The sequence below is a fragment of the Pseudomonas sp. Sample_14 genome (assembly GCF_004307515.1).
Taxonomy (GTDB): Bacteria; Pseudomonadota; Gammaproteobacteria; order Pseudomonadales; family Pseudomonadaceae; genus Aquipseudomonas; species Aquipseudomonas atacamensis.
In genome coordinates, this window is record NZ_RCOC01000088.1 from 1 (window position 1) to 20,654 (window position 20,654).

The 20,654-nt window shown below is 60.6% G+C and carries 21 protein-coding genes; 11 read left to right on the forward strand and 10 right to left on the reverse strand.

What is annotated here, in order from left to right; translation table 11 throughout:
• Nucleotides 1-392: 392 nt before the first annotated feature.
• On the reverse strand, nucleotides 393-1,208 hold the full coding sequence (gene ppk2 / locus D8U61_RS20625; protein ID WP_125926180.1) for a polyphosphate kinase 2: 816 nt from the start codon (nucleotides 1,206-1,208) through the stop codon (nucleotides 393-395).
• 190 nt (nucleotides 1,209-1,398) lie between these two features.
• Here ppk2 and D8U61_RS20630 point away from each other — a divergent pair, with 190 nt between their 5' ends.
• From D8U61_RS20630 to msrA, 3 genes are all read left to right on the forward strand, one after another.
• Nucleotides 1,399-3,537: a TonB-dependent receptor gene (locus D8U61_RS20630; RefSeq protein ID WP_130927558.1), complete on the forward strand. Its 2,139-nt coding sequence runs from the start codon at nucleotides 1,399-1,401 to the stop codon at nucleotides 3,535-3,537.
• A gap of 236 nt (nucleotides 3,538-3,773) precedes the next feature.
• Nucleotides 3,774-4,559 carry an enhanced serine sensitivity protein SseB gene (sseB, locus tag D8U61_RS20635; RefSeq protein WP_130927559.1) on the forward strand — a complete coding sequence of 262 codons (786 nt, stop codon included), beginning with the start codon at nucleotides 3,774-3,776 and terminating at the stop codon, nucleotides 4,557-4,559.
• A gap of 123 nt (nucleotides 4,560-4,682) precedes the next feature.
• Nucleotides 4,683-5,189, forward strand: coding sequence for a peptide-methionine (S)-S-oxide reductase MsrA (gene msrA, locus D8U61_RS20640; RefSeq protein WP_130927560.1), 507 nt, complete (start codon nucleotides 4,683-4,685; stop codon nucleotides 5,187-5,189).
• Nucleotides 5,190-5,207: 18 nt separating this feature from the next.
• Here msrA and D8U61_RS20645 read toward each other — a convergent pair whose 3' ends face one another.
• On the reverse strand, nucleotides 5,208-6,425 hold the full coding sequence (locus D8U61_RS20645; protein ID WP_016774419.1) for an MFS transporter: 1,218 nt from the start codon (nucleotides 6,423-6,425) through the stop codon (nucleotides 5,208-5,210).
• Between the two features lie 129 nt (nucleotides 6,426-6,554).
• Between D8U61_RS20645 and D8U61_RS20650 the strand changes: the two genes are divergently transcribed.
• The gene (locus D8U61_RS20650) at nucleotides 6,555-7,178 is read left to right on the forward strand and encodes a TetR/AcrR family transcriptional regulator (protein ID WP_016774418.1); all 624 of its coding nucleotides are present in this window, start codon (nucleotides 6,555-6,557) and stop codon (nucleotides 7,176-7,178) included.
• Between the two features lie 5 nt (nucleotides 7,179-7,183).
• On the opposite strand, the gene D8U61_RS20655 is transcribed toward D8U61_RS20650, so the two are convergent.
• Nucleotides 7,184-8,410, reverse strand: a complete 1,227-nt coding sequence (locus D8U61_RS20655) for an MFS transporter (protein ID WP_122692094.1) — start codon at nucleotides 8,408-8,410, stop codon at nucleotides 7,184-7,186.
• A 62-nt stretch (nucleotides 8,411-8,472) separates the two neighbouring features.
• Between D8U61_RS20655 and D8U61_RS20660 the strand changes: the two genes are divergently transcribed.
• Nucleotides 8,473-9,471 (forward strand): AraC family transcriptional regulator, encoded by a 999-nt coding sequence (locus D8U61_RS20660; protein ID WP_125926175.1) that lies wholly within the window; start codon nucleotides 8,473-8,475, stop codon nucleotides 9,469-9,471.
• A gap of 39 nt (nucleotides 9,472-9,510) precedes the next feature.
• Here D8U61_RS20660 and D8U61_RS20665 read toward each other — a convergent pair whose 3' ends face one another.
• The 3 genes from D8U61_RS20665 to D8U61_RS20675 all read right to left on the reverse strand — a co-directional run bounded on the left by D8U61_RS20665 (nucleotide 9,511) and on the right by D8U61_RS20675 (nucleotide 11,775).
• Nucleotides 9,511-10,143: a carboxymuconolactone decarboxylase family protein gene (locus D8U61_RS20665; protein WP_241663639.1), complete on the reverse strand. Its 633-nt coding sequence runs from the start codon at nucleotides 10,141-10,143 to the stop codon at nucleotides 9,511-9,513.
• 141 nt (nucleotides 10,144-10,284) lie between these two features.
• Nucleotides 10,285-10,722: a cyclophilin-like fold protein gene (locus D8U61_RS20670; protein ID WP_241663640.1), complete on the reverse strand. Its 438-nt coding sequence runs from the start codon at nucleotides 10,720-10,722 to the stop codon at nucleotides 10,285-10,287.
• A gap of 24 nt (nucleotides 10,723-10,746) precedes the next feature.
• Nucleotides 10,747-11,775, reverse strand: coding sequence for an alpha/beta hydrolase (locus D8U61_RS20675; RefSeq protein WP_130927562.1), 1,029 nt, complete (start codon nucleotides 11,773-11,775; stop codon nucleotides 10,747-10,749).
• Between the two features lie 134 nt (nucleotides 11,776-11,909).
• On the opposite strand from D8U61_RS20675, the gene D8U61_RS20680 reads away from it, so the two are divergent.
• Nucleotides 11,910-12,818 carry a LysR family transcriptional regulator gene (locus tag D8U61_RS20680; RefSeq protein ID WP_130927563.1) on the forward strand — a complete coding sequence of 303 codons (909 nt, stop codon included), beginning with the start codon at nucleotides 11,910-11,912 and terminating at the stop codon, nucleotides 12,816-12,818.
• 202 nt (nucleotides 12,819-13,020) lie between these two features.
• Here D8U61_RS20680 and D8U61_RS20690 read toward each other — a convergent pair whose 3' ends face one another.
• From D8U61_RS20690 to D8U61_RS20705, 4 genes are all read right to left on the reverse strand, one after another.
• A complete protein-coding gene (locus D8U61_RS20690) occupies nucleotides 13,021-13,263 on the reverse strand; it encodes a hypothetical protein (RefSeq protein ID WP_130927565.1) in 243 nt (80 codons plus the stop codon).
• Entirely contained in the window at nucleotides 13,263-13,793 is a 531-nt protein-coding gene (locus tag D8U61_RS20695; RefSeq protein WP_123442682.1) for a hypothetical protein, read from the reverse strand. Before D8U61_RS20695 ends, D8U61_RS20690 begins: the two co-directional genes overlap by 1 nt.
• Nucleotides 13,794-13,842: 49 nt before the next feature.
• A complete protein-coding gene (locus D8U61_RS20700) occupies nucleotides 13,843-14,067 on the reverse strand; it encodes a DUF2188 domain-containing protein (protein WP_016774410.1) in 225 nt (74 codons plus the stop codon).
• A gap of 82 nt (nucleotides 14,068-14,149) precedes the next feature.
• Complete coding sequence (locus tag D8U61_RS20705) at nucleotides 14,150-15,067, reverse strand: LysR substrate-binding domain-containing protein (protein WP_123442683.1); 918 nt, start codon at nucleotides 15,065-15,067, stop codon at nucleotides 14,150-14,152.
• Nucleotides 15,068-15,261: 194 nt separating this feature from the next.
• Between D8U61_RS20705 and D8U61_RS20710 the strand changes: the two genes are divergently transcribed.
• The 5 genes from D8U61_RS20710 (at nucleotide 15,262) to D8U61_RS20730 (ending at nucleotide 20,322) form a co-directional block, all read left to right on the forward strand.
• Entirely contained in the window at nucleotides 15,262-16,011 is a 750-nt protein-coding gene (locus D8U61_RS20710) for an SDR family NAD(P)-dependent oxidoreductase (RefSeq protein ID WP_130903058.1), read from the forward strand.
• 100 nt (nucleotides 16,012-16,111) lie between these two features.
• Entirely contained in the window at nucleotides 16,112-17,410 is a 1,299-nt protein-coding gene (locus tag D8U61_RS20715; protein WP_125916059.1) for an MFS transporter, read from the forward strand.
• Nucleotides 17,411-17,427: 17 nt separating this feature from the next.
• Nucleotides 17,428-18,276 (forward strand): transketolase, encoded by an 849-nt coding sequence (locus tag D8U61_RS20720; protein WP_130927566.1) that lies wholly within the window; start codon nucleotides 17,428-17,430, stop codon nucleotides 18,274-18,276.
• Nucleotides 18,273-19,301, forward strand: a complete 1,029-nt coding sequence (locus D8U61_RS20725) for a transketolase family protein (protein ID WP_125926169.1) — start codon at nucleotides 18,273-18,275, stop codon at nucleotides 19,299-19,301. The genes D8U61_RS20720 and D8U61_RS20725 overlap by 4 nt, the downstream gene beginning before the upstream one ends.
• Before the next feature lie 61 nt (nucleotides 19,302-19,362).
• Entirely contained in the window at nucleotides 19,363-20,322 is a 960-nt protein-coding gene (locus tag D8U61_RS20730) for an alpha/beta hydrolase (protein WP_130927567.1), read from the forward strand.
• Nucleotides 20,323-20,654: the final 332 nt, after the last annotated feature.

Below are 20,654 nucleotides of genomic sequence, written 5' to 3' on the forward strand. Positions count from 1 at the left end.
GCGGCGAAGCCGCCCCACTCAACAATGAGCGCAAGCTCGAGTGCTCTTGATCTTGCTTTTGATCCACCGGCGACGTCGGAAGGCTGAGTGGAGGGATTGATCCGGGCGTGGGAGCGCAGCGACCGTTCGACGAAGTCGAACACAGCGGAAGGAGGTGCAGCGAAGCAAACCGTAGCCGCTGCGCCCGGATCAGTCCCGTAGCGAAGGTACCCGAGCCTGCGAGGGCCGAACGTAGGAGCAAACCTTTTCGGTTACCTTTTTGGCGTCTGAAAAAGGTGACTCGCCGTAAGGGCGAAACCGCCAGCCGCAACACCGCAAAAAACGGATATTCACCCAAACCAACCAAAGCCTGGTCGGCCCAAAGGCCGCCAAGCCCCAAAAACCCGCAAATGTCAAAACCGCTCCGCCACCCGCTTATACGGATAGTCCGGCTCGCGATACTTGCCCGGCTTCTGCCGTTTCGGCAACTCGACCTTGTCGCGCTTCACCTCTTCATAGGGGATGCGACTCAGCAGATCAGTAATAATGTTCAGCCGTGCACGACGCTTGTCATTGGAGTCGGCAACCCTCCACGGCGCCCAATCGGTGTCGGTATGCTTGAACATCTCGTCCCGCGCCCGTGAGTAGTCATACCAGCGACTGTAGGATTTCAGATCCATTGGTGTCAGTTTCCAGGTCTTGCGCCCGTCATTGATTCGCGCTTCGAGCCGGCGGGTCTGTTCCTCCGGACTGACCTCAAGCCAGTACTTGAGCAGGATCACCCCCGAATCGACGATGGCGTTCTCCACCCAAGGGATCGACTTGAGAAACTTGTCAGCCTGTTCTTCCGTGCAAAAGCCCATGACCCGTTCGACGCCGGCGCGGTTGTACCAACTGCGGTCGAAAATCACCACCTCGCCGCCCGCCGGCAGATGCGGCAGGTAGCGCTGCACATGCATCTGGCTCTTTTCGCGATCGGTTGGCGCCGGCAGTGCCATCACGCGGAACACCCGTGGGCTGACGCGTTCGGTGATCGCCTTGATCACCCCGCCCTTGCCTGCACCGTCGCGCCCTTCGAAAACAATACATACCTTGACACCTTTGGCGATAACCCACTCCTGCAGCTTGACCAGTTCAATGTGCAGCTTGCGCAGCTGTTCCAGATAGTCCTTGTTTTTCAAGCGTGGACGTTCGATTGCCCTTGCAGGTTTCTTCTTGTCTTTCGCCATGAACCTGTCCTCGCGCTTCAACAACCCGCTGAATTTGTTTATTGACCCGATGGCCCTGATCCGTGAGGTTAGTTCACGCCCGATTGTTTGCCATCGTCGGGCAAAAAAGCCCTGTCGCCATGTGTTTCCTGGGTTTGTTCCGACGTCGCACTGTTCATTGCCCGATCCCCTGTTTGCTGGAGTTTTTTCAATGCCGTCGTCCAAATCATTGCCCACTGCCCTGCTCGGCCTGGCCCTGGCCCTGGCCCTGGCCTGCCCGGTGATGGCCGAGACCCAAGGTCTGGAACTGGGGCAAGTGCTGATTTCGGGAGATCAGCGCAGTGGCAGCGATGCAGCGGTCGAAGAAGCGCGGGAACGCCTTGAGCAGGTTCCCGGCGGCGCCAACGTGGTCGACATGCGCCAGCCGTTGCAGGGCCGTGTTGCCAGCAATCAGGATGTGCTGGCCTATCAGCCGGGCGTGTATGCACAGTCGGCGGGCAATGAAGGCGTGAAGATTTCCATCCGTGGTTCAGGCATCAACCGCGCGCCCGGCGCCCACGCCTCGGGGCTGTACACGATGCTGGATGGCTTGCCCCTCACCGGCCCCGGCGGCACGCCGTATGAATTGCTCGAGCCGTTGTGGGTCGACCATGTCGAAGTGCTGCGCGGCGCCAACGGTTTCGATCGCGGCGCGCTGGCGCTGGGCGGCGCTATCGATTACGTCAGCCACACCGGTTACACCGCGCCGAAACTGCAAGTGCGTTACGCCACCGGCAGCCATGGCTATCAGCAGCGCCAGGTCAGCTCCGGGCAAGTGCTTGGCGATTTCGATTACTACGTGTCGCTGACCGATGCCAATGCCGACGGCTATCAGGACCACACCGCCAGCGAGAGCAAAGGCCTGATCGCCAACTTCGGCTACCGCTTCAACCCGAATCTGGAAACCCGCTTCTATTTCCGCTATCGCGAGACTGACAACGACCTCGCCGGTCGCGTGACCAAGCATTCCATCGAACACAGCCCACGGGCAGCCAACCCTGCGTATGTGGCCCGCGATGACAGCCGCAAGCAGCCCGGCAGTACCTTCATCGGCAACAAAACCACGTTCTACCTCGACGACGATTCGAGCATCCAGACCGGCCTCGTCTACCACGACTACCCGATGGATCTGCGCGAAGGCCCGAACCGGCTGAAGGTGGCTTACAGCGACGTCAGCGGCACCTTCGACTACAAGCGCCGCGACACCCTGTTCGGCATGGAAAGCCGCAGCAACGTCGGCCTGCGCGTGACCAAGCACCTGCCCAACGATGGCGCCAGCGAGTTCGTGCGCATCCCGAGTGGCAACACCGCCAGCTATGCCCCCGGCACGCGGATGCGTAATTTCACCTATCAGGGTTCGGATACCGTGCTGCATTTCGGTAACGACCTGGAAATTGCCGACGACCTCTGGCTGACCACCGGCCTCGCCGCGATCTACACCCGCCGCGAAAGCGCCGTGACCTATCCGCAGGGCGGCGGCATGACCAGTCTCAGCGACTGGGACTATGCACCGCGCATCGGCCTGCGCTATCAGATCACCTCCGACGTGCAAGTGTTCGGCAACCTCAGCCGCTCCGTCGAAGCACCGCACCCGTGGTCGCTGATCTACAGCTCCAACGTGCGCTTCCCTGCCGGCAACGGCGCCGCCACCGGCACCCAGCGCGACCCGGTCCAACTGCAAAACCAGACCGCTACCACTCTGGAACTCGGTGGCCGTGGCGACAGCAAACTGGGCGAATGGAGCCTGGCCTGGTACTACGCGCAAGTTCGTCACGAACTGCTCTCGGTACTGCCGGACGCCAACGCCGTCACGCCCTACGAACTCAACGCCAGCCCGACCGTGCACCAAGGCATCGAGGCCAGCCTCAACAGCAAACTCTGGACCGCCGCCGACGGCCGCCAGTTGAGCTTGCGCCAGGCCTACACCTTCAGCGACTTCCACTACCGCGACGACGAACGCTTCGGCGACAACCGCCTGCCGGGCCTGCCAATGCATTATTACCAGGGCGAACTGCGTTACGACTGGCCGCAGGGCTTCTTCGCCGCCGCGAACACACAATTGGTGTCCAAAGTTGCCGTGGACTACGCCAACAGCTACTACGCCGACCCTTACGCCCTGTTCGGCGCCACCCTGGGCTACAACGCGCCGAAGGGCGACTGGCAAGGCTGGGTCGACATGCGCAACCTGACCGGCAAACGCTACGCGGCAACGGTCACGCCGGGGTATGACGACAAAGGTCTGGATGCCGCACGGTCGACGCCGGGTGAAGGGATGGGGGTTTATGTTGGGGTTTCGTGGAGTTTGCTATAAGACCCAACGCGAGGTTCAAATGTGGGAGCGAGCCTGCTCGCGAAAACGGTGTACCAGTCGTGAATTATTCGACTGACACGACGCCTTCGCGAGCAGGCTCGCTCCCACAGTTGGCTTTGTGGTGCTGGTTAGAAGGGCGCAGGATTCAAGTCTCTGGACGAGAATCATCGTGACAGCAGGTCTCCTCGACTGATCAGACAACCATCACTCTCCATAGAAAATAACGGATTAATCTCATGGACACGTCCCAAGAAAACCCATTGGAAACATCACTCCGGCTGGCCGCGGACGAACCCGCGCATCGCCCTGAGTTCTATCGAACCCTCCTGGACTCGACCGTCTACATCCTCGGCACCGCCGGTGCGGCGCAAGGCCATGTCAATCTCCAGGCCGGCAGCAACATCAGCATCGCTCATTGGCAGAAGCCCGATGGCACGCCGGTCATTCCGTTCTTCTCCTCGCTGCCAACGCTGCAACAATCCATCGACAGCGAGCAGAGCTATTTGGAGATACCCGCCCGATCATTGTTCGAAATCACGCTGGGCGCGCTGCTTTTTCTGAATCCGAAGTCGCCGTACGGCAAGGAATTTCTTCCGGCGGAAGTGCAACACCTGCTCTCAGGCGAAATCGGCCGGCCCGCCACGCAGCGTACCGTGGAAAAAGAAACCAACGTCTTGCTTGGACAGCCTTCGGACTACCCATCGACGATGGTCCATTCGCTCTCGCAATTGCTGGCCAAACACGCCAATGTGAAACGCGCATTCCTGGCGCTGATGCACGACCCCTCGATTGATGAAAAACCGCACTTGATCGTCGGCATCGAAGCGGATGGCGATATCGAACAGGTCATGCGCGAAGCCGGCAATGTCGCTGCGGACACAGCCCCCGATGGCGGACCAGTTGATTTTTGCCGCGTGCTGACGGGACAAGCCGGGCTGAGTGATTACTTCCTCAGGGAGACCAAACCGTTCTACGAACGCAAGTCACCGAGCAGGCTGCGTTCGTTATTTGGCTTTGGTTGACACGCCTGCATGCCGCTTGATCAGCAGGCCAGTGGTCGATTCTGATGAGCGTGACCTTGGATTCTCTCAACCCGCCCTCATAACAGTGGGTATCCCCCATCGTCTCGAGAGGAAGTACAAACCATGACCACTCAAACCGAAACTGCCATTCTCGCCGGCGGCTGCTTCTGGGGCATGCAGGATCTGTTGCGCCGCTATCCGGGTGTGCTGAAAACCCGCGTCGGCTATACCGGCGGCGATGTGCCGAATGCGACCTATCGCAACCACGGCAACCACGCCGAAGCCATCGAGATTGAATTCGATCCGGCGGTAATCAGCTACCGGCAGATCCTCGAGTTCTTCTTCCAGATCCACAACCCGAGCACGCCCAACCGTCAAGGCAACGATCTTGGCCCGAGCTACCGGTCGGCGATCTACTACCTCAACGACGAGCAGCGTGCCGTCGCCGAAGACACCGCTGCCGATGTCGACGCCTCGAAGCTGTGGCCGGGCCGTGTGGTAACCGAAATCGAACCGGCCGGGCCGTTCTGGGAAGCGGAACCCGAGCATCAGGATTACCTGGAGCGGATTCCGAATGGCTACACTTGCCATTTCATCCGGCCTAACTGGAAACTGCCGAAGCGCGGTTGAAGAAACTGCTGGCGGGGTTCAATGCCCCGCCACCACCGAAGCTTCTACAGAGCGCGGGCCCGACTTGAAACCGTGGGCCCGGGCACCCCAGGCAATGGCGAAGGCGATAGCGACCAGTGCCAGCATGGCCCACGGAAATGAGGCAACGCCCCACTGATCGAGCAGCACGCCGCCGACGACACCGCTGCCAGCGATCGCGCTGTTCCACGCCACTACATTCAACGACAAGGCGACATCCGCTCCGTTGCCCGCCGCGTCAGCCAGCGCCGTTTGCAACAGCGTCGCCGCGCCGCCGAACGTCAAACCCCATACCGCCACGCCGAGATAAATCACCTCTGGGTTGCGTCCGCCAAAACCCAGCGCCACGCAGACCGCGGCAAAGGTCGCCAAACTCAGCAGAACAGTCGAGCGCAGCAGCGGCTCGACCAGCTTCGCCGTCAGCCATATCCCGACCAGCGCGGCGATGCCGAAGATCAACAACACCACATCCACCCGCTCGGCCATGCCCGCCGGCGCCACGAACGGAGCGATATAGGTGTAGAGAATGTTGTGCGCCAGCATCCAGCTGATCACCACTGCAAGCACAGGACGCACGCCCGGGGTAGTCAAGACTTTGCTCAGCGATAGGCGTTGATGGGCCGGCTGCGGCGGGTAGTCGGGCACTTTCACCAGCACCCAGACGATCAGTACCAAGGTCAGCGCCGACATCAGGCCGAATGTAGTGCGCCAACCGACCAGCCCACCGAGCCACGTACCCAGAGGCACGCCCAGCGACAGCGCAATCGGTGTGCCGACCATCGCCAGTGCCAACGCCTTGCCCTGCTGTTCGGGCTCAACCATGCGTCGCGCATAGCCGGCCAACAGACTCCATGCCAAACCCGCTGCAACCCCGGCGAAGAACCGCGCGACCAGCGTAACGCCGTAGTGCGACGACAGCGCGGTAATCGAATTGAACAGCAGGAAACCGACAATCGTCAGCAGCAGCACGTTGCGGCGCCGCCAGCCCCGGGTGGCGATGGTCATCGGGATCACCGCCAGTACGGAACCCAATGCGTACGCGGTAACCATTTGCCCGGCCATGGACGGCGAAATCGCCAGGCCTTCACTGATCAACGGCAACAGGCCCGCCGGCAGGGTTTCGGTGACGATGCAGATGAAGCCAGTCATGGCCAGCGCCAGCAAAGCGCCGATGGGCAGACCTTTTGGCGTAGCCGTTAACGTGATTGAAGGTGTCACTGGAAGCTCCTCGAAAAACCGACTCAGATTTAAATACCGATCGATCTAGATCCTGAGGGTGCATGCGCAGCGTTGTCAACAATTTCTGTATCGACTAGTCTTTATATTAAATCATTGAGGAGTCAGGTCATGGCGAGAACCGGTCGCCCCCGTCAGTTTGATCGCGACGACGCCGTCGATCAGGCTTTGCAACTGTTCTGGCAACACGGCTACGACGCGACATCGCTGGCCCAATTGAAGGCAGGCCTGGGTGGCGGTATCTCTGCACCTAGCTTCTACGCCGCGTTCGGTTCCAAGGAAGCGTTGTTCGATGAATGCGTGCAGCGTTATTTAACCACCTATGCGCAAGTCACCGAGTGCCTGTGGGACGACAGCCTGCCACCACGCCAGGCGATCGAGACCGCTTTGCGCCAGTCGGCACGCATGCAGTGCGACGACACACACCCCAAGGGCTGCATGGTTACCCTCGGCGTCATGAGCGCACCGAGCCCGGAAACCGCCCATGTGGCGCAAGCCCTGACCCACTCAAGGCAGCGCACCCGTGCCGGCATTCAAGCCTGCGTCGAACGCGCTGTGAATGCCGACGAGCTGGCCAGCGGCACAAGTGCGGCGGCGATGGCGACGGTATTCGACAGTTTCCTGCAGGGCATATCCATCCTCGCCAGAGACAACACCGCGCTGGATAACATTGATGCTGCTATCACTCAGGTCATGCAAACCTGGGACATTGCCGTCACGCGTAAGGCGGATTGATCAAATCACAAATGCACCGGTGCCACCGGCGCCGAACCCGGCTCCGGCACATCGACATTGACCTTCAGTGCAATCAGCAGCGCGGCCAGCAACATCAGAATTCCAGCCGCTACAAACACACCATGGATACCGCTGAAACTGAACACCGAACCGCCGGCGGCGGCGCCTGCGGCAATCGCCGACTGCACCGATGCGACGACCATGCCGCCTGCGCTTTCGGCCTGATCGGGTATCGAGCGCGCCACCCAGTTCGACCATGCGACCGGCACGCCACCGAAGGCCATCCCCCACAGCGCCAAGAGCAACGCCTGCCCGGTGACCGACGCCGGTAACCCGACCAACGCCAGAGCGGCAACACCCACCAACACCGGCATCAGCACCAGTGTTGCGCGTGGATTGCGCTGCAACAGCCAGCCGGCGAACAGCGTGCCGGCAAAGTTCGCCACGCCGAAACCAAGGAGCATCAGTGCCAGCGTCTGCGGGCCGACGCCGGTGGTGCTTTCCAGAAATGGCCTGATGTAGGTGAACAACGCAAAGTGACCGGTGTGCACCAATACACAGCCAAACATGCCAATAGCAATGCCCGGTCGCAGCAACACCTCAAGCACCGTGCGCAGGCGTGACGGACGATGCGGCGCCAGACTGGGTAGCGTGAACATTTGAAATACCAGCGTCACCACGCCAACCGCCGCAGCTGCGAAAAACGCACTGCGCCAGCCAAACTGACCGCCGAGATAACTGCCCAATGGCACCGCGACCACGGTCCCCACGGCGATCCCGCTGAAGATGATCGACAGCGCACGCGGCAGCAGCGCCGCCGGCACCAGGCGCATCGCCACGGCCGCCGCCATGCTCCAGAATCCGCCCAGAGCTATGCCCAAAAGGATGCGCATGATCAGCAATACTGCGAGGCTGGACGACAACGCGACCAGCAGATTCGATGCGATCATCAGTGCCGAGAAACCGAGCAAGACCAGGCGCCGATCAAGGCTGCGCGTCAACCCGGGCACCAGTAATCCGGCAAACAGCGCGACCACCGCAGTCACCGTCACCGCTTGCCCGGCCAGCGCTTCGCTGACGCCGAGATCGAGCGCCATCGGCGTCAGCAGGCTGGCCGGCAGATACTCCGCCGTGAGCAGACCAAACACGCCCATCGCCAGTGAAAACACCGCCATCCACGCAGGCACCAGCGGCTCCCCGTCAGTTCGCCCATCACCTACACGTTCATTCATTTCAAGACTCCCTCGGACATTTCGAGAGGGCAGTCTATTGGCGGCAAACCGGATGATCTATGATGCGCAGTCTTGAACTTTTGATCGAAACCCCGAATATGAGCAGCATTGATTCCTTCTCTGTGTCCTCAGACCTCATCACCGAGTTGCTGCGCAGCATGCGTCTGCGTGGCGTGCAATATCGTCGGATCCACGCCGGTCCGCCGTATGGTCTGGGTTTCAGCGACAAATCGGGCCATGCGTATTTCCACTTCGTTGCCGCTGGATCGACGGTATTGCGACTGGAGGACGGCAGCCTGTACGAGTTGTCAGCAGGCAATGCGGTATTCATTGCTCATGGTGCCGCGCACCAGTTGCTGTCACACGCCGGAGCTGAAGTGCAGGACATTGACAGCGCCGTCGCCGCGCCACTCGGCGATACGGTCTGCGCGATGCAGGTCGGGCACAGCGCCGATTCGCCCGATAGCGCCCTGCTCTTCAGTGGCTGTATGGAGTTCGAACTCGGCAGCCTGCAAGGCCTCGGTCGGCTGATGCCGGGTCTTATGCTGATCGACGCCGGCGGCCAGCGTTATCCGGGACTTATGCCAATCCTTGCGACCATGGAACGCGAAGTCAGCGCAGCGCGCATTGGCTTCGCCGGCATTCTCGCGCGCCTTGCCGACGTAGTGGCGGCAATGATTGTTCGCGGCTGGGTCGAATGCGCTTGCGGCAATGCCTCCGGTCTCGTCGCCGCCCTGCGCGACCCTCGCCTGGCGCAGGCCTTGCTGGCCCTGCACCAACAACCGGGGCGCGACTGGAGCGTCGCCGAACTGGCAACGCTGTGCAACACCTCACGCTCGGTCTTCGCCGAACGCTTCCAGAGCACCCTCGGCACCCCGCCGCTGCGCTACGCCACCGAACTGCGCATGCGCCTGGCCAGTCAGTGGCTGACCCTGGAAAGACTGCCGATCGAAGAAGTGGCGCAGCGCTTGGGCTACACCTCCCAAGCGGCGTTCAGTCGTGCGTTCAAGCGGATAACAGGAAGCTCACCGGGAGCGAGTCGGCGCCAGCGCGCACTATAAGAATTGCATTAACAGAGCGGCAATGAATCCGAGCCGCCCTCACCGCTGGATTTTGTCCAGCCCCGCGCCCACCCGCTCAGCAGCCTGCAAATCCCCACGCGCCTCCAACTCCTGCGCCATTCGCCGCAACTGCTCAATCGTCAATCCCACATTCAGACTGATCTTCAAATGCGACTCCAGCTGTGATTCCACCCCAGCCATCGCTGCCAGCGCACCAACAGTTGCCAGTTCCCGATCCGTCCATGCCAGGTTGTCGCGGGCGAAGATGTCGCCGAACAAGTGCACTTTCAGAAACTGATCGATCGCCGGGGCGAATTCGAACAGTGGGCCGGACACTGGCGCACCGACCAGACGGGTCTGATTGTCGGTGCCGAGTTCGGTGAGCGCATATCCCGACGGAACCGGACCCGGCTCGCGTCCCGGCACGTCTTCGATGCCCCGCGCGGCGCGTTCCTGCAAAACCTTCATCAGCAATGACAAGGCGTTAAGGCTGCGTGGGAACCCGGCGTAGGCGTACAGCTGCACCAGAATTTCCTTGGTTTCGCTGATGCTCAGCCCGGCATCGAGACCACGATTGAGTGCGTCGCGCAGACGCGGCATGTCGCCGATTGCAGCGTTGGCGGCAATCGGGGCGATCGCCAGTTGTTCAGGCGTCAGAGGCTGTTCTTTCATGATCGGTTTCTCCGGTGATCGGGAAGGATTGGCGCAGAGGGGATTGACGCAGGCTGCACTGGCGAGGACCGCGCAGCCGAGGGCGACGATGCGCAGAAGACGTCCTTGATTTAACGATTTCTGGTTCATCAATGACTCTCCTCACTCATGCAGAGTGAACGTCACCCGCACATCGCCGCGCCCCAAGACTTCGGCCAAGTCCTGCGGGCGTTCGATGCGGCCAAGACGCGAATAGCGGTAGGACGAATCGAAGGTTTTGTAGAAGACCACCAACGTATCGTCGCCATACAAAAGGAAATCGCCGTTGTGGATCGTGCTCGGCCGGAAGGGCTGGGTGGGCAATGGCGGCTGCACGGTGGCGTATTTTTCATTGCCGTGCAGGTCGGTCATTTCCAGGCTCAGCGGCAATCGCGTGAGCAATTGCCGCGTACTCGGGTTGTCATCCAGAGCAATGGCAAAACGCTGTTCTCCGACGGTCATCCACATCCTGCTGGCCTCCATAGCGGTCGGTGCAGACAGAGCAACGGGCAGCCATGCCATCAGTACGAATCCCTTCCAGCCGTTGGCAAAAAACCGCATCGCTTTGCTCCGTCGCGTTGAAAGTTACTTCAGGTTGCTCTTGAAGAACTGCGTCAGCTTGGCAAAAGGAATCAGCTCGACCCGGTCGTACAGATCGACATGGCCGGCATTCGGCACGATCACCAGTTCTTTCGGCTGCCCCGCCAACCGGAACGCCTCTTCGCTGAACTCACGGGAGTGCGCGTCGGCACCGGCAATAAACAACATCGGGCGCGGCGAGATGCTCTCGATATCGACGAACGGATAGAAGTTCATGAACTTGGTGTTGCTGCTCAGCGTCGGACGCGTGGTCTGTTGCGGCGTCGAGCTGGCCGGGGTGAATTCGCCGCGCGGGGTGCGGTAGAAATCGAAGAATTCACGCTGGATCGGGTGGGTGTCGGCTTTCAGTTCCAGCACCGTGCCGCCGGTGTATGCGACCTTGCCGCCAGTGAACTCGGCGTAACGCTGCTCTGCCGCTTGCGCAATGATCTGCTTGCGCTGCGCAAGGCTTTGCGAGTGCTTGAGGCCATCACGGTTGGCCGCGCCCATGTCGTACATGCTGACGGTGGCGATGGCTTTCATGCGTGGGTCGATTTTCGCCGCGCTGATCACGAAGCTGCCGCTACCGCAGATGCCCAACACGCCGATGCGCTCGCGGTCGATGAATGGCCGTGTGCCGAGGTAATCGACAGCCGCGCTGAAGTCTTCGGCATACATGTCCGGCAACACCGCGTTGCGCGGCGCGCCCTCGCTTTCGCCCCAGAACGACAGATCCAGCGACAGGGTGACAAAGCCCTGCTCCGCCAGTTTCTGTGCGTACAGATTGGAGCTCTGCTCCTTTACCGCGCCCATCGGATGACCAACGATAATCGCCGCGCTGCGCGCTGCCGGGTCGAGTCCTTTAGGGACAAACAGGTTGCCGACCACGGTGAGTTGATATTGATTTTTGAAGCTGACCTTTTGCACGGTCACCTTGTCGCTCTTGAAGAAATTGTCGGCACCGTGGGACATGTCAGCTCCGAATGCAGTAAATGAACTCAGGAGAAACCCGAGCAGTATGAACAGTCGTTTCATGGGGGCGTCCTTGATCGAGAAGCCAGGCGTGGCCGGGATGAAGGTATTGTTGCGCACGCTCGAGACTTTGATTAGCTAATGAGTGCTTAATGCGGTTATAAACACTGCTAATCAATAAATCTGAGCATTGCCCCATGGCCAAACCCAATTTCAACGACCTGCTCGCCTTCGTCACCGTGGCCCGCACAGGCAGTTTCACCCGCGCGGCGGTGCAACTGGGCGTGACGCAATCGGCGGTGAGCCAGGTAGTCTCGGCGCTGGAAGCGCGTCTGAAAATTCGCCTGCTGACCCGCACCACACGCAGCGTGTCACTGACGGCGGCCGGCGAACGTTTGCTGCACACCGTGGGTCATCGTTTCGATGAGATCGAAGCCGAACTGGACGCGCTGACCGAGTTGCGCGACAAGCCTGCCGGTACGGTGCGCATCACCTGCGGCGACAACATCATCAAGACCACTCTGCTGCCCAAGCTGACGCCACTATTGCTTCAATACCCGGACATCAAGCTCGAGTTCGATATCAACTACGGTTTCCGCGACATCGTTGCCGACCGCTTCGATGCCGGCGTGCGTTTCAGCGATACCGTCGCCCAGGACATGATCGCCGTACCGATCGGCCCGCCGCTGCGCATGGCCGTGGTCGCTTCGCCCGGCTACTTTGCCCGGCATCCCGCCCCGCAACATCCGCGCGATCTGGCGGCACACCGTTGCATCGACATCCGTTTTCCGACCTACGACGGTGTCGATGCCTGGGAATTCGAGCGGCAGGGCAAAAAGCTGAAAGTGCGGGTCGACGGCCAACTGGTGTTCAACTCCACCGTGCACATTGCCGACGCCGCTGTGAACGGGCTGGGGATTGCCTACCTGCCTGAAGACGAGTTCGGTGCGCATCTGGCTGAAGGGCGTTTGGTCAGAGTGCTGGAAGACTGGTGCGAACCGTTCGGTGGCTTCCACCTCTACTACCCCAGCCGCCGCCAACCATCGCCGGCGTTTTCACTGGTGGTGGATGCGTTGCGAGTGGAGAGAGATCCAGCCCCGTTGTAGGAGCGAGCCTGCTCGCGATAGCGTCGGCACATCCAATAGAGTAAGTGCCTGACCCAGCGCTTTCGCGAGCAGGCTCGCTCCCACATGGGATTTGTGAATCGATTGATTTCCGGGATGTGACGCAAATCCCTGTGGGAGCGAGCCTGCTCGCGAAGGCGCCAGACCAGGCACATCATCTCTGCATGCCAGCCCCGCGACACCCTCACAACTTCGGCACGTCCCCGGTCGCCTCGGCAATCGTCGCCAAGGTTTCCTCCATGCTGGCGATGTCTTCTTGCAGCTTTTGAAAAACCAGATCCAGCGACTCGGGAGCGTCCACGGTCTGATGGCCACGCAGCGACTCGACGCTGGCGCTCTCCACGTGCTGGAGAATGTCGACACTTTCTCGCAGTGCCAACAGCTGATCGAAGATCGCGACAATCTGCGCCTGGCTGCGGGTACTCATCATTTCCACCCAAGCCTGGCAATGATTTCACGGCGATACGGCGTGTCGATCTGCGCCGGCACCTGTTCGATATAGTCGCGCGCTTGTTCGTGCGCTGCGCCGCTCAACCCGGCCAGATAAGAAACTGCGTCGTCGACATTCGGCACCAGGCCTTCGATGTTCTTGAATCTGCCGGGCAGCGCCGTCCAGATCACCGCATCGAGTTGCCGAGGAATTGCCCATTCAGCAAGCACGCCCATCGCCGAGGGACCGACGGTGAAGCTGCCGATGCCATCCTCCCTGCCCTCCGGCACGCCTTCTCGAATACGCAGGAGTTCACGGGCCTGATCGAGATCGGTCACGTCGAGGACCGACCACAGCACTTTGCACGGCGGCGCGTTCGCGCTTATGGCTGTAGTCAACTCGCCAGTGTCACTGACGCGAACGAAGTCGATCGGTACCTGCGGCCCGTCGGCAAACCACTCGCTGGCCAGCGGCAAGCCGTCCGACTTCCAGATCAGCGAGCCCCATCCCAGACATGCAATGACCATAAATCAGACCCTTCTGAAGAAACGATGAACACAGAAAAGAACAGCCTGATCAGCCTTTGGTTTTTCGCGGGTCGGCTGCGCGCGGAAAGGTGCGTTCTTCCTGGATCGTCCCGTCTTCTTTATGGATTTTCAGCGAGGCGGTTTTGTCTTGGAGGTAGTCGCTGGCGATCTGGGTGATCTCGGCTTTGGTTGCAGCCGTTTTCGAAGCACGCTGCGCGCCCTCTTTGACCAGTTCCCAGCGCTGCTGGTTTTTGTTGATGTGGTAGTTATCCATTCCTTCACCTCTGACGTGAATATGTGACCGGTAATGGATTGACCTTGGCCGGTTCAGAGAGTTTGAAAGAATTGAGCCCGACTCAATACGCGAATTCGTGCCCCAATTCGCTCTCCATCCACGCCAGAAAGCGCCTGACCCGTGGAAAGCTCGAATGCGCTTTGGGGAATACCAGATGGTGCGCAGCCACCGCAGCACTCAGAGATTCAGGCGCTACTTCAACCAGCGTGCCCGCGGCCAGATACTTTTGCGCCAGCAATGTGCTTTCCAGTGCGAAACCCAAGCCATGACTCGCGGCTTCCAGCGACATGTATGAACGATCGAAGCTCAATGCGTAAGGCCGTTCCGGACGCGCCAGACCATGCTGGGCAAACCATTGCGGCCATTTGAGCAGAGTGGCTTCCGACAGAATCAGATCGCACTCCAGCAGATCCGACGCGCCGCGTACCGGGCGTTGCGCGAGCAGTTTCGGTGAGGTCAGCACCGCGAACGTCTCGTTCCTGACCGTGCGCACCTCATAGCTTGGCCAGTTCGGCAGACCATGGCGGATATCGACGTCGATCTTGTCGCGACTGAAGTGCAGCGATTCATAGGAGCACGACAGGTTGATCTGAATGTCCGGATGACTGGCGCGAAACGCTTCCAGGCGCGGCATCAGCCAGAGCAGGCCGAAGCTTGGCGATGAGTGCAAGCGCAGGCAATCGAGGCTGACATCGCTGGCCGCACGCTCGGTGGCAACGGCGAGGCTGTGCAGAATCCCGGAGACTTCCTTGAGGTACTGCTCGCCGACCGGCGTCAGCGAGACGCCCCGAGCAGCGCGAACGAATAATTGCCGGCCGATCATCCCTTCCAGTTTCGCCAGTTGATGGCTGACTGCCGAGGGTGTCAGGTCCAGCACTTCCGCCGCTCTGGCGACGTTGCCGAAGCGCGCGGTTTGTTCGAAGGCCTGAATTGCTTTCAGCGGTGGCAGGATGATCGATCCCTCAGTGTCTGAGCGCATGGTGACTCCGTGGTGATTTCTTGTGATGTACGGACCGGTTTCATTCAAGCATTTGCGAAACGGCCTGACGAGTGCTGAATTTTTTTCAGCATTGAGTGACTTCCGCGTTATTGCTCACGCCCGCCACGGAGGACAAGCTGAGTCATCGGTTACTTACACACCGACCCAATAAAAACAATTCGAGGGAATCCTCCATGCTTCTTCAAGGCAAAGTCGCAATCATTACCGGTGCCGCATCTGCCCGTGGCATTGGCCGCGCTACCGCCAGCACATTTGCGCAACACGGCGCTCGCGTGGTCATCCTCGATCTGGATGCCTCCGCAGCACGTGACGCCGCCGCAGCACTGGGCGAAGGTCATCTGGGCCTGGCGGCCAACGTGGCCGACGAAGCGCAGGTTCAGCAAGCCGTCGCCGCCATCATCGAGCACTTCGGGCGCATCGATATTCTCGTCAACAACGCCGGCATCACCCAGCCACTGAAGACTCTGGATATTCGCCCTTCGGACTACGACAAGGTGCTGGACGTCAGCCTGCGCGGTACTTTGCTCATGTCCCAGGCGGTGATTCCGCTGATGCGTCAACAGTCTTCCGGCAGCATCGTCTGCATGTCGTCTGTGTCTGCCCAGCGCGGCGGCGGCATCTTCGGCGGCCCGCATTACAGCGCGGCCAAGGCCGGTGTGCTGGGGCTGAGCAAGGCCATGGCGCGGGAATTGGGGCCGGACAATATCCGCGTCAACTCCATCGCTCCCGGCCTTATTCACACCGACATCACCGGCGGCCTGATGCAGGATGACCGCCGCCACGCCATCATCGAAGGCATTCCGCTGGGGCGCCTCGGTCAAGCGCAGGACGTCGCCAACGCCGCGCTGTTTCTGGCCAGCGACCTGTCCGCTTATCTGACCGGCATCACCCTCGATGTGAACGGCGGCATGCTGATTCACTGAGTAACTCTGGGCGGGCCTGCGTGGCCCGTGCGGTTCTGGATCGATGACGCAGCCGGGCCTGATGGCCTGGCGGTCAATAAAAACAAGAGATCAGACCATCATGACTACCCTGTCGCTCGAAGCGGTTTCGACCGTGCGCTCTTCTGCCTATCGCAAAACGGCCTGGCGGCTGATGCCGTTCCTGATGCTGTGCTACCTGTGCGCCTATCTGGACCGGGTCAACGTCGGTTTCGCCAAGCTGCAAATGATGAACGATCTGGCCCTCAGCGAAACGGTCTACGGACTGGGCGCGGGGGTGTTTTTCATCGGCTATTTCCTCTGCGAAGTGCCCAGCAACATCATCCTGCACAAGGTCGGCGCGCGAGTGTGGATTGCGCGGATCATGATCACCTGGGGCATCGTCTCGGCCCTGTTCGCCTTCGTTGAAACCGCCTGGCAGTTCTATGCCCTGCGCTTTCTGCTGGGGATCGCCGAAGCCGGTCTGGCGCCGGGCCTGCTGCTCTACCTCACCTACTGGTTTCCGTCCTATCGGCGAGCGCGCATGACCGTGTTGTGGTTTATCGCCATTCCGCTGTCAGGTATGGTCGGTGGCCCGCTGTCGGGCTGGATCATGAACCACTTTGCCGGTGTGCACGGCTGGGCCGGCTGGCAGTGGATGTTCGTTCTGGAAGCGGTGCCCACCGTGGTCGTCGGCCTGCTGGTGCTGAGTTATCTGAAGGACGGCGTGCATCAGGCGACCTGGCTCAATGACGACGAAAAAGCCTTGATCACTCGCGAGCTGGCCGAAGACGACCAGCAGAAGGTCACCCACGCCTCGGTCGGCGAGTTCATTCGCGACCGGCGCTTGTGGCTGCTGGCGGCGATCTACTTCTGTGTGGTCATGGGCCAATATGCGATCACCTTCTGGCTGCCGACACTGGTGCGCAATGCAGGGGTTTCCGACCCGCTGCACATCGGTTTCCTGACCAGCCTGCCCTATCTGTGCGCCATCGCCGCCATGCTCCTGGTCGGCCGCAGTGGCGACAAACATCGCGAGCGCCGCTGGCACCTGATCGTGCCGATGATCGCCGGTGCGATCGGCTTGAGCCTGGCAGCAATGATGGGCGGCAATCCGACCTTGTCGATCCTCAGCCTGTGCCTGGCCGCCTCCGGCATTCTCTCCGCCACCTCGTTGTTCTGGATGCTGCCCACCACGCTGCTTGGCGGGGTGTCTGCGGCGGCCGGCATCGCCGCGGTCAACAGCTTCGCCAACCTCGCCGGGTTCTGCTCGCCTTATCTGATCGGCTGGATCACCACCCTGACCGGTTCCAGTGCCATCGGCATGTACCTCATCACCGGCGTGCTGTTCCTCGGCGCCAGCCTGGTCCTGCGTATTCCCGCCGCTTTGGTCAATCGTTGAGTCAACGGAGTTTCATCATGACGACTAATCTTGCACACGCTGCATCGCTGAGCCTGACCCAGCGCGCGCACAACATTCGCCGCCATGCACTGCGCATGGGCCAGGTTCAGGGCCAGGGCTATGTGGGCCAGGCCCTCGGCGCGGCTGACCTGCTGGCGGTGTCTTACTTTCATGCGATGAATCATCGCCCCGCAGATCCCGAATGGGAGCAGCGCGATCGCTTCTATCTCTCCATCGGCCACTACGCCATCGCGCTGTACGCAGCGCTGATCGAAGCCGAGATCATTCCGCTCGACGAGCTGGAAACCTACGGTTCGGATGACAGCCGCCTGCCGATGTCGGGCATGGCCGCCTACACCCCGGGGATGGAAATCACCGGCGGCTCACTGGGTCAGGGCCTGGGCATCGCGGTCGGCGCCTGCCTGGGCCTCAAGCGCAAAGGCTCGGCCTCGTTCGTCTACAACCTGCTGTCCGATGGCGAACTCAATGAAGGCTCGACCTGGGAAGCGGTGATGTCGGCGTCGCACTGGCAGCTCGACAATCTGATCGCCATCGTCGACGTCAATAACCAGCAGGCCGACGGTTACTCCAGCGAGATTCTCTCGTTCGAACCCATTGTCGATCGCTGGCAAGCCTTCGGCTGGTTCACCCAGCGCGTCGACGGCAATGACCTCGACGCCCTGGTCGCTGCATTCGATGCCGCGCGCAATCACCCCGGCGGGCAACCGCGCGTGATCATCTGCGACACGAAAATGGGCAAAGGCGTGCCGTTTCTGGAGAACCGGGAAAAGACCCACTTCATTCGCGTCGAAGAGCACGAATGGGACCTGGCACTGAGCAACCTTGAAGAAGGAAAAGAACAATGAGCAACGCCGCCAACACTGCGCCTTCGACTGCTACTGGCGCGCCGGTGAAAAAGCGCCTGACCACCTCGGCGATGATTGCCTCGATTGCCTCCGAGGGTCAGGCGACCCGTTCGGCACCGTTCGGCCATGCGCTCGCGGCGCTGGCAGACCAGCGTGCGGACATCGTCGGTCTCTCGGCTGACCTGTCCAAGTACACCGACCTGCACATTTTCGCCAAGGCGCATCCCGACCGTTTCTATCAGATGGGCATGGCCGAACAGTTGATGATGAGTGCGGCCGCGGGCATGGCGCGTGAGGGTTTCGTGCCCTTCGCCACCACCTACGCGGTGTTCGCCTCGCGGCGTGCTTACGACTTCATCTGCATGGCCATCGCCGAGGAAAACCTCAACGTCAAAATCGTCTGCGGCCTGCCCGGCCTCACCACGGGTTACGGGCCGAGCCACCAGGCCACCGATGATCTGGCTATTTTCCGCGCCATGCCCAATCTGATGATTGTCGACCCGTGCGATGCGCTGGAAATCGAACAGGCCGTGCCGGCCATCGCCGCTCACCAAGGCCCGGTCTATATGCGTTTGCTGCGCGGCAATGTGCCGTTGGTGCTGGACGAGTACGGTTATAAATTCGAGATCGGCAAGGCCAAGACCCTGCGCACGGGCAACGACGTACTGATCATCTCCACCGGGCTGATGACCATGCGCTCACTGGAAGCGGCCAAGCAATTGCAGGCCGACGGCATTGATGTGGCCGTGCTGCACGTGCCGACCATCAAGCCGCTGGATGAGCAAACCATTCTCGCCGAAGCACGCAAATCCGGGCGTCTGGTGGTCACCGCCGAGAACAGCTCGATCATCGGCGGTTTGGGTGAGGCGGTGGCCGGGTTGTTGTTGCGCAATGGCGTGACGCCCACCTTCAGACAGATCGCGTTGCCCGACGCCTTCCTCGACGCCGGCGCCCTGCCGACGCTGCATGATCGCTACGGCATTTCGACGCCGGCCGTTTGCGCGCAGATCAAAGCCTGGCTGTAACTCCACCGTGAGCGGCGCCTCCATCCGAGGCGCTCGTTCATTCGCAACCAGGAGGCAGAACGTGAAAGCACCTGAACTGCTGGATCCCGACTTCAAAAGCTTTTTAACCCCCGGCGCAGAAGCCTGGACGTTGGAAACGCTGCCCGCGATCAGGGAGCGTGTTCACGCGACATTCAAATCCCGAGAACAAGCGCGCGGTGAAAGCCAATGGATAAAGTCCCAGGACGGTGAGGATTTGCGCCTGTGTCTTTACCGGCCCGCCGCCGCAGCACCGGACGGTAATTTTGCGGTGATCCTGTACATCCACGGTGGAGGTTTCGTCCTCGGTTGCCCCGAAATGGCCGATGACTATCTGGCTGACCTCGCCGAAGCACTTAAGGCGATCATCGTCGCCGTCGATTACCGTCTCGCGCCAGAGCACCCCTTCCCTGTTCCTCTGGAGGATTGCTACACGGCCCTAGGCTGGGTCTTCGCCCACCAGCAAACGCTCAATGTTGACGCCGACAAAGTAATCGTCATGGGCCACAGTGCCGGCGCCGGGCTGGCAGCAGCGCTGGCCATTGTGGCGCGGGATCGCGGCGAGTATTCCATCGCCAGTCAGGTGCTGGTTTATCCGATGCTCGATCACCGTTCGGGCAGCGCAGCCTCGCCTCAGCAGAACAGCACGACCGGCGTGATTGGCTGGCCAGCGCAAGCCAACCAGTTCTGCTGGGAGTGCCTGCGCGCTGACCAAGCGCTGGATGATCTGCCAATTGGCTGGTTTTCGCCGGCCCTGCAAGACGATCTGCGTGACTTGCCACCGACGTTTCTGGCCGTCGGCGCGCTGGATCTGTTTCTGGAAGAGGACGTTGCATTTGCCCTGCGCCTGTCGCGCGCCGGGGTTGCCGTCGAACTGCATGTCTACCCTGGGGCGCCACATATGTTTGATCAGTGCCCCGGCAGCGTTAGCGATCAGTCTGCGCTGGATATCGTCCGATCACTTCGGCGATCGATAGCTAGCGCATTAACTGCTGAGGGATAGAAAGAACAGCTGAAACGGTACAACGGGATTTCTTATACAAAGCCTTCCTCCCCTTCTACGCTTTTTGATTAATACCTTCGCAGACAGGCAACTGCGGAGGGTGGCCTGCGCTTTGAGAAATTCAATATCGCTTAGCCATCACCCTCGGCGATTCCGCCCGGATGTTTTCCAGCGTCTCTTTGGATAATGTCGAAACCGACACATTTTGTTGCACCCAAAAACCGCTTGGATCCAACGTCCCGACAAACGGTAACGACCTGAATAGAACAGATTTTCAAATAGATAAACGTGGGCAAATGGCCCATCCATACGCTCGTCAAAAATCAGGCAGC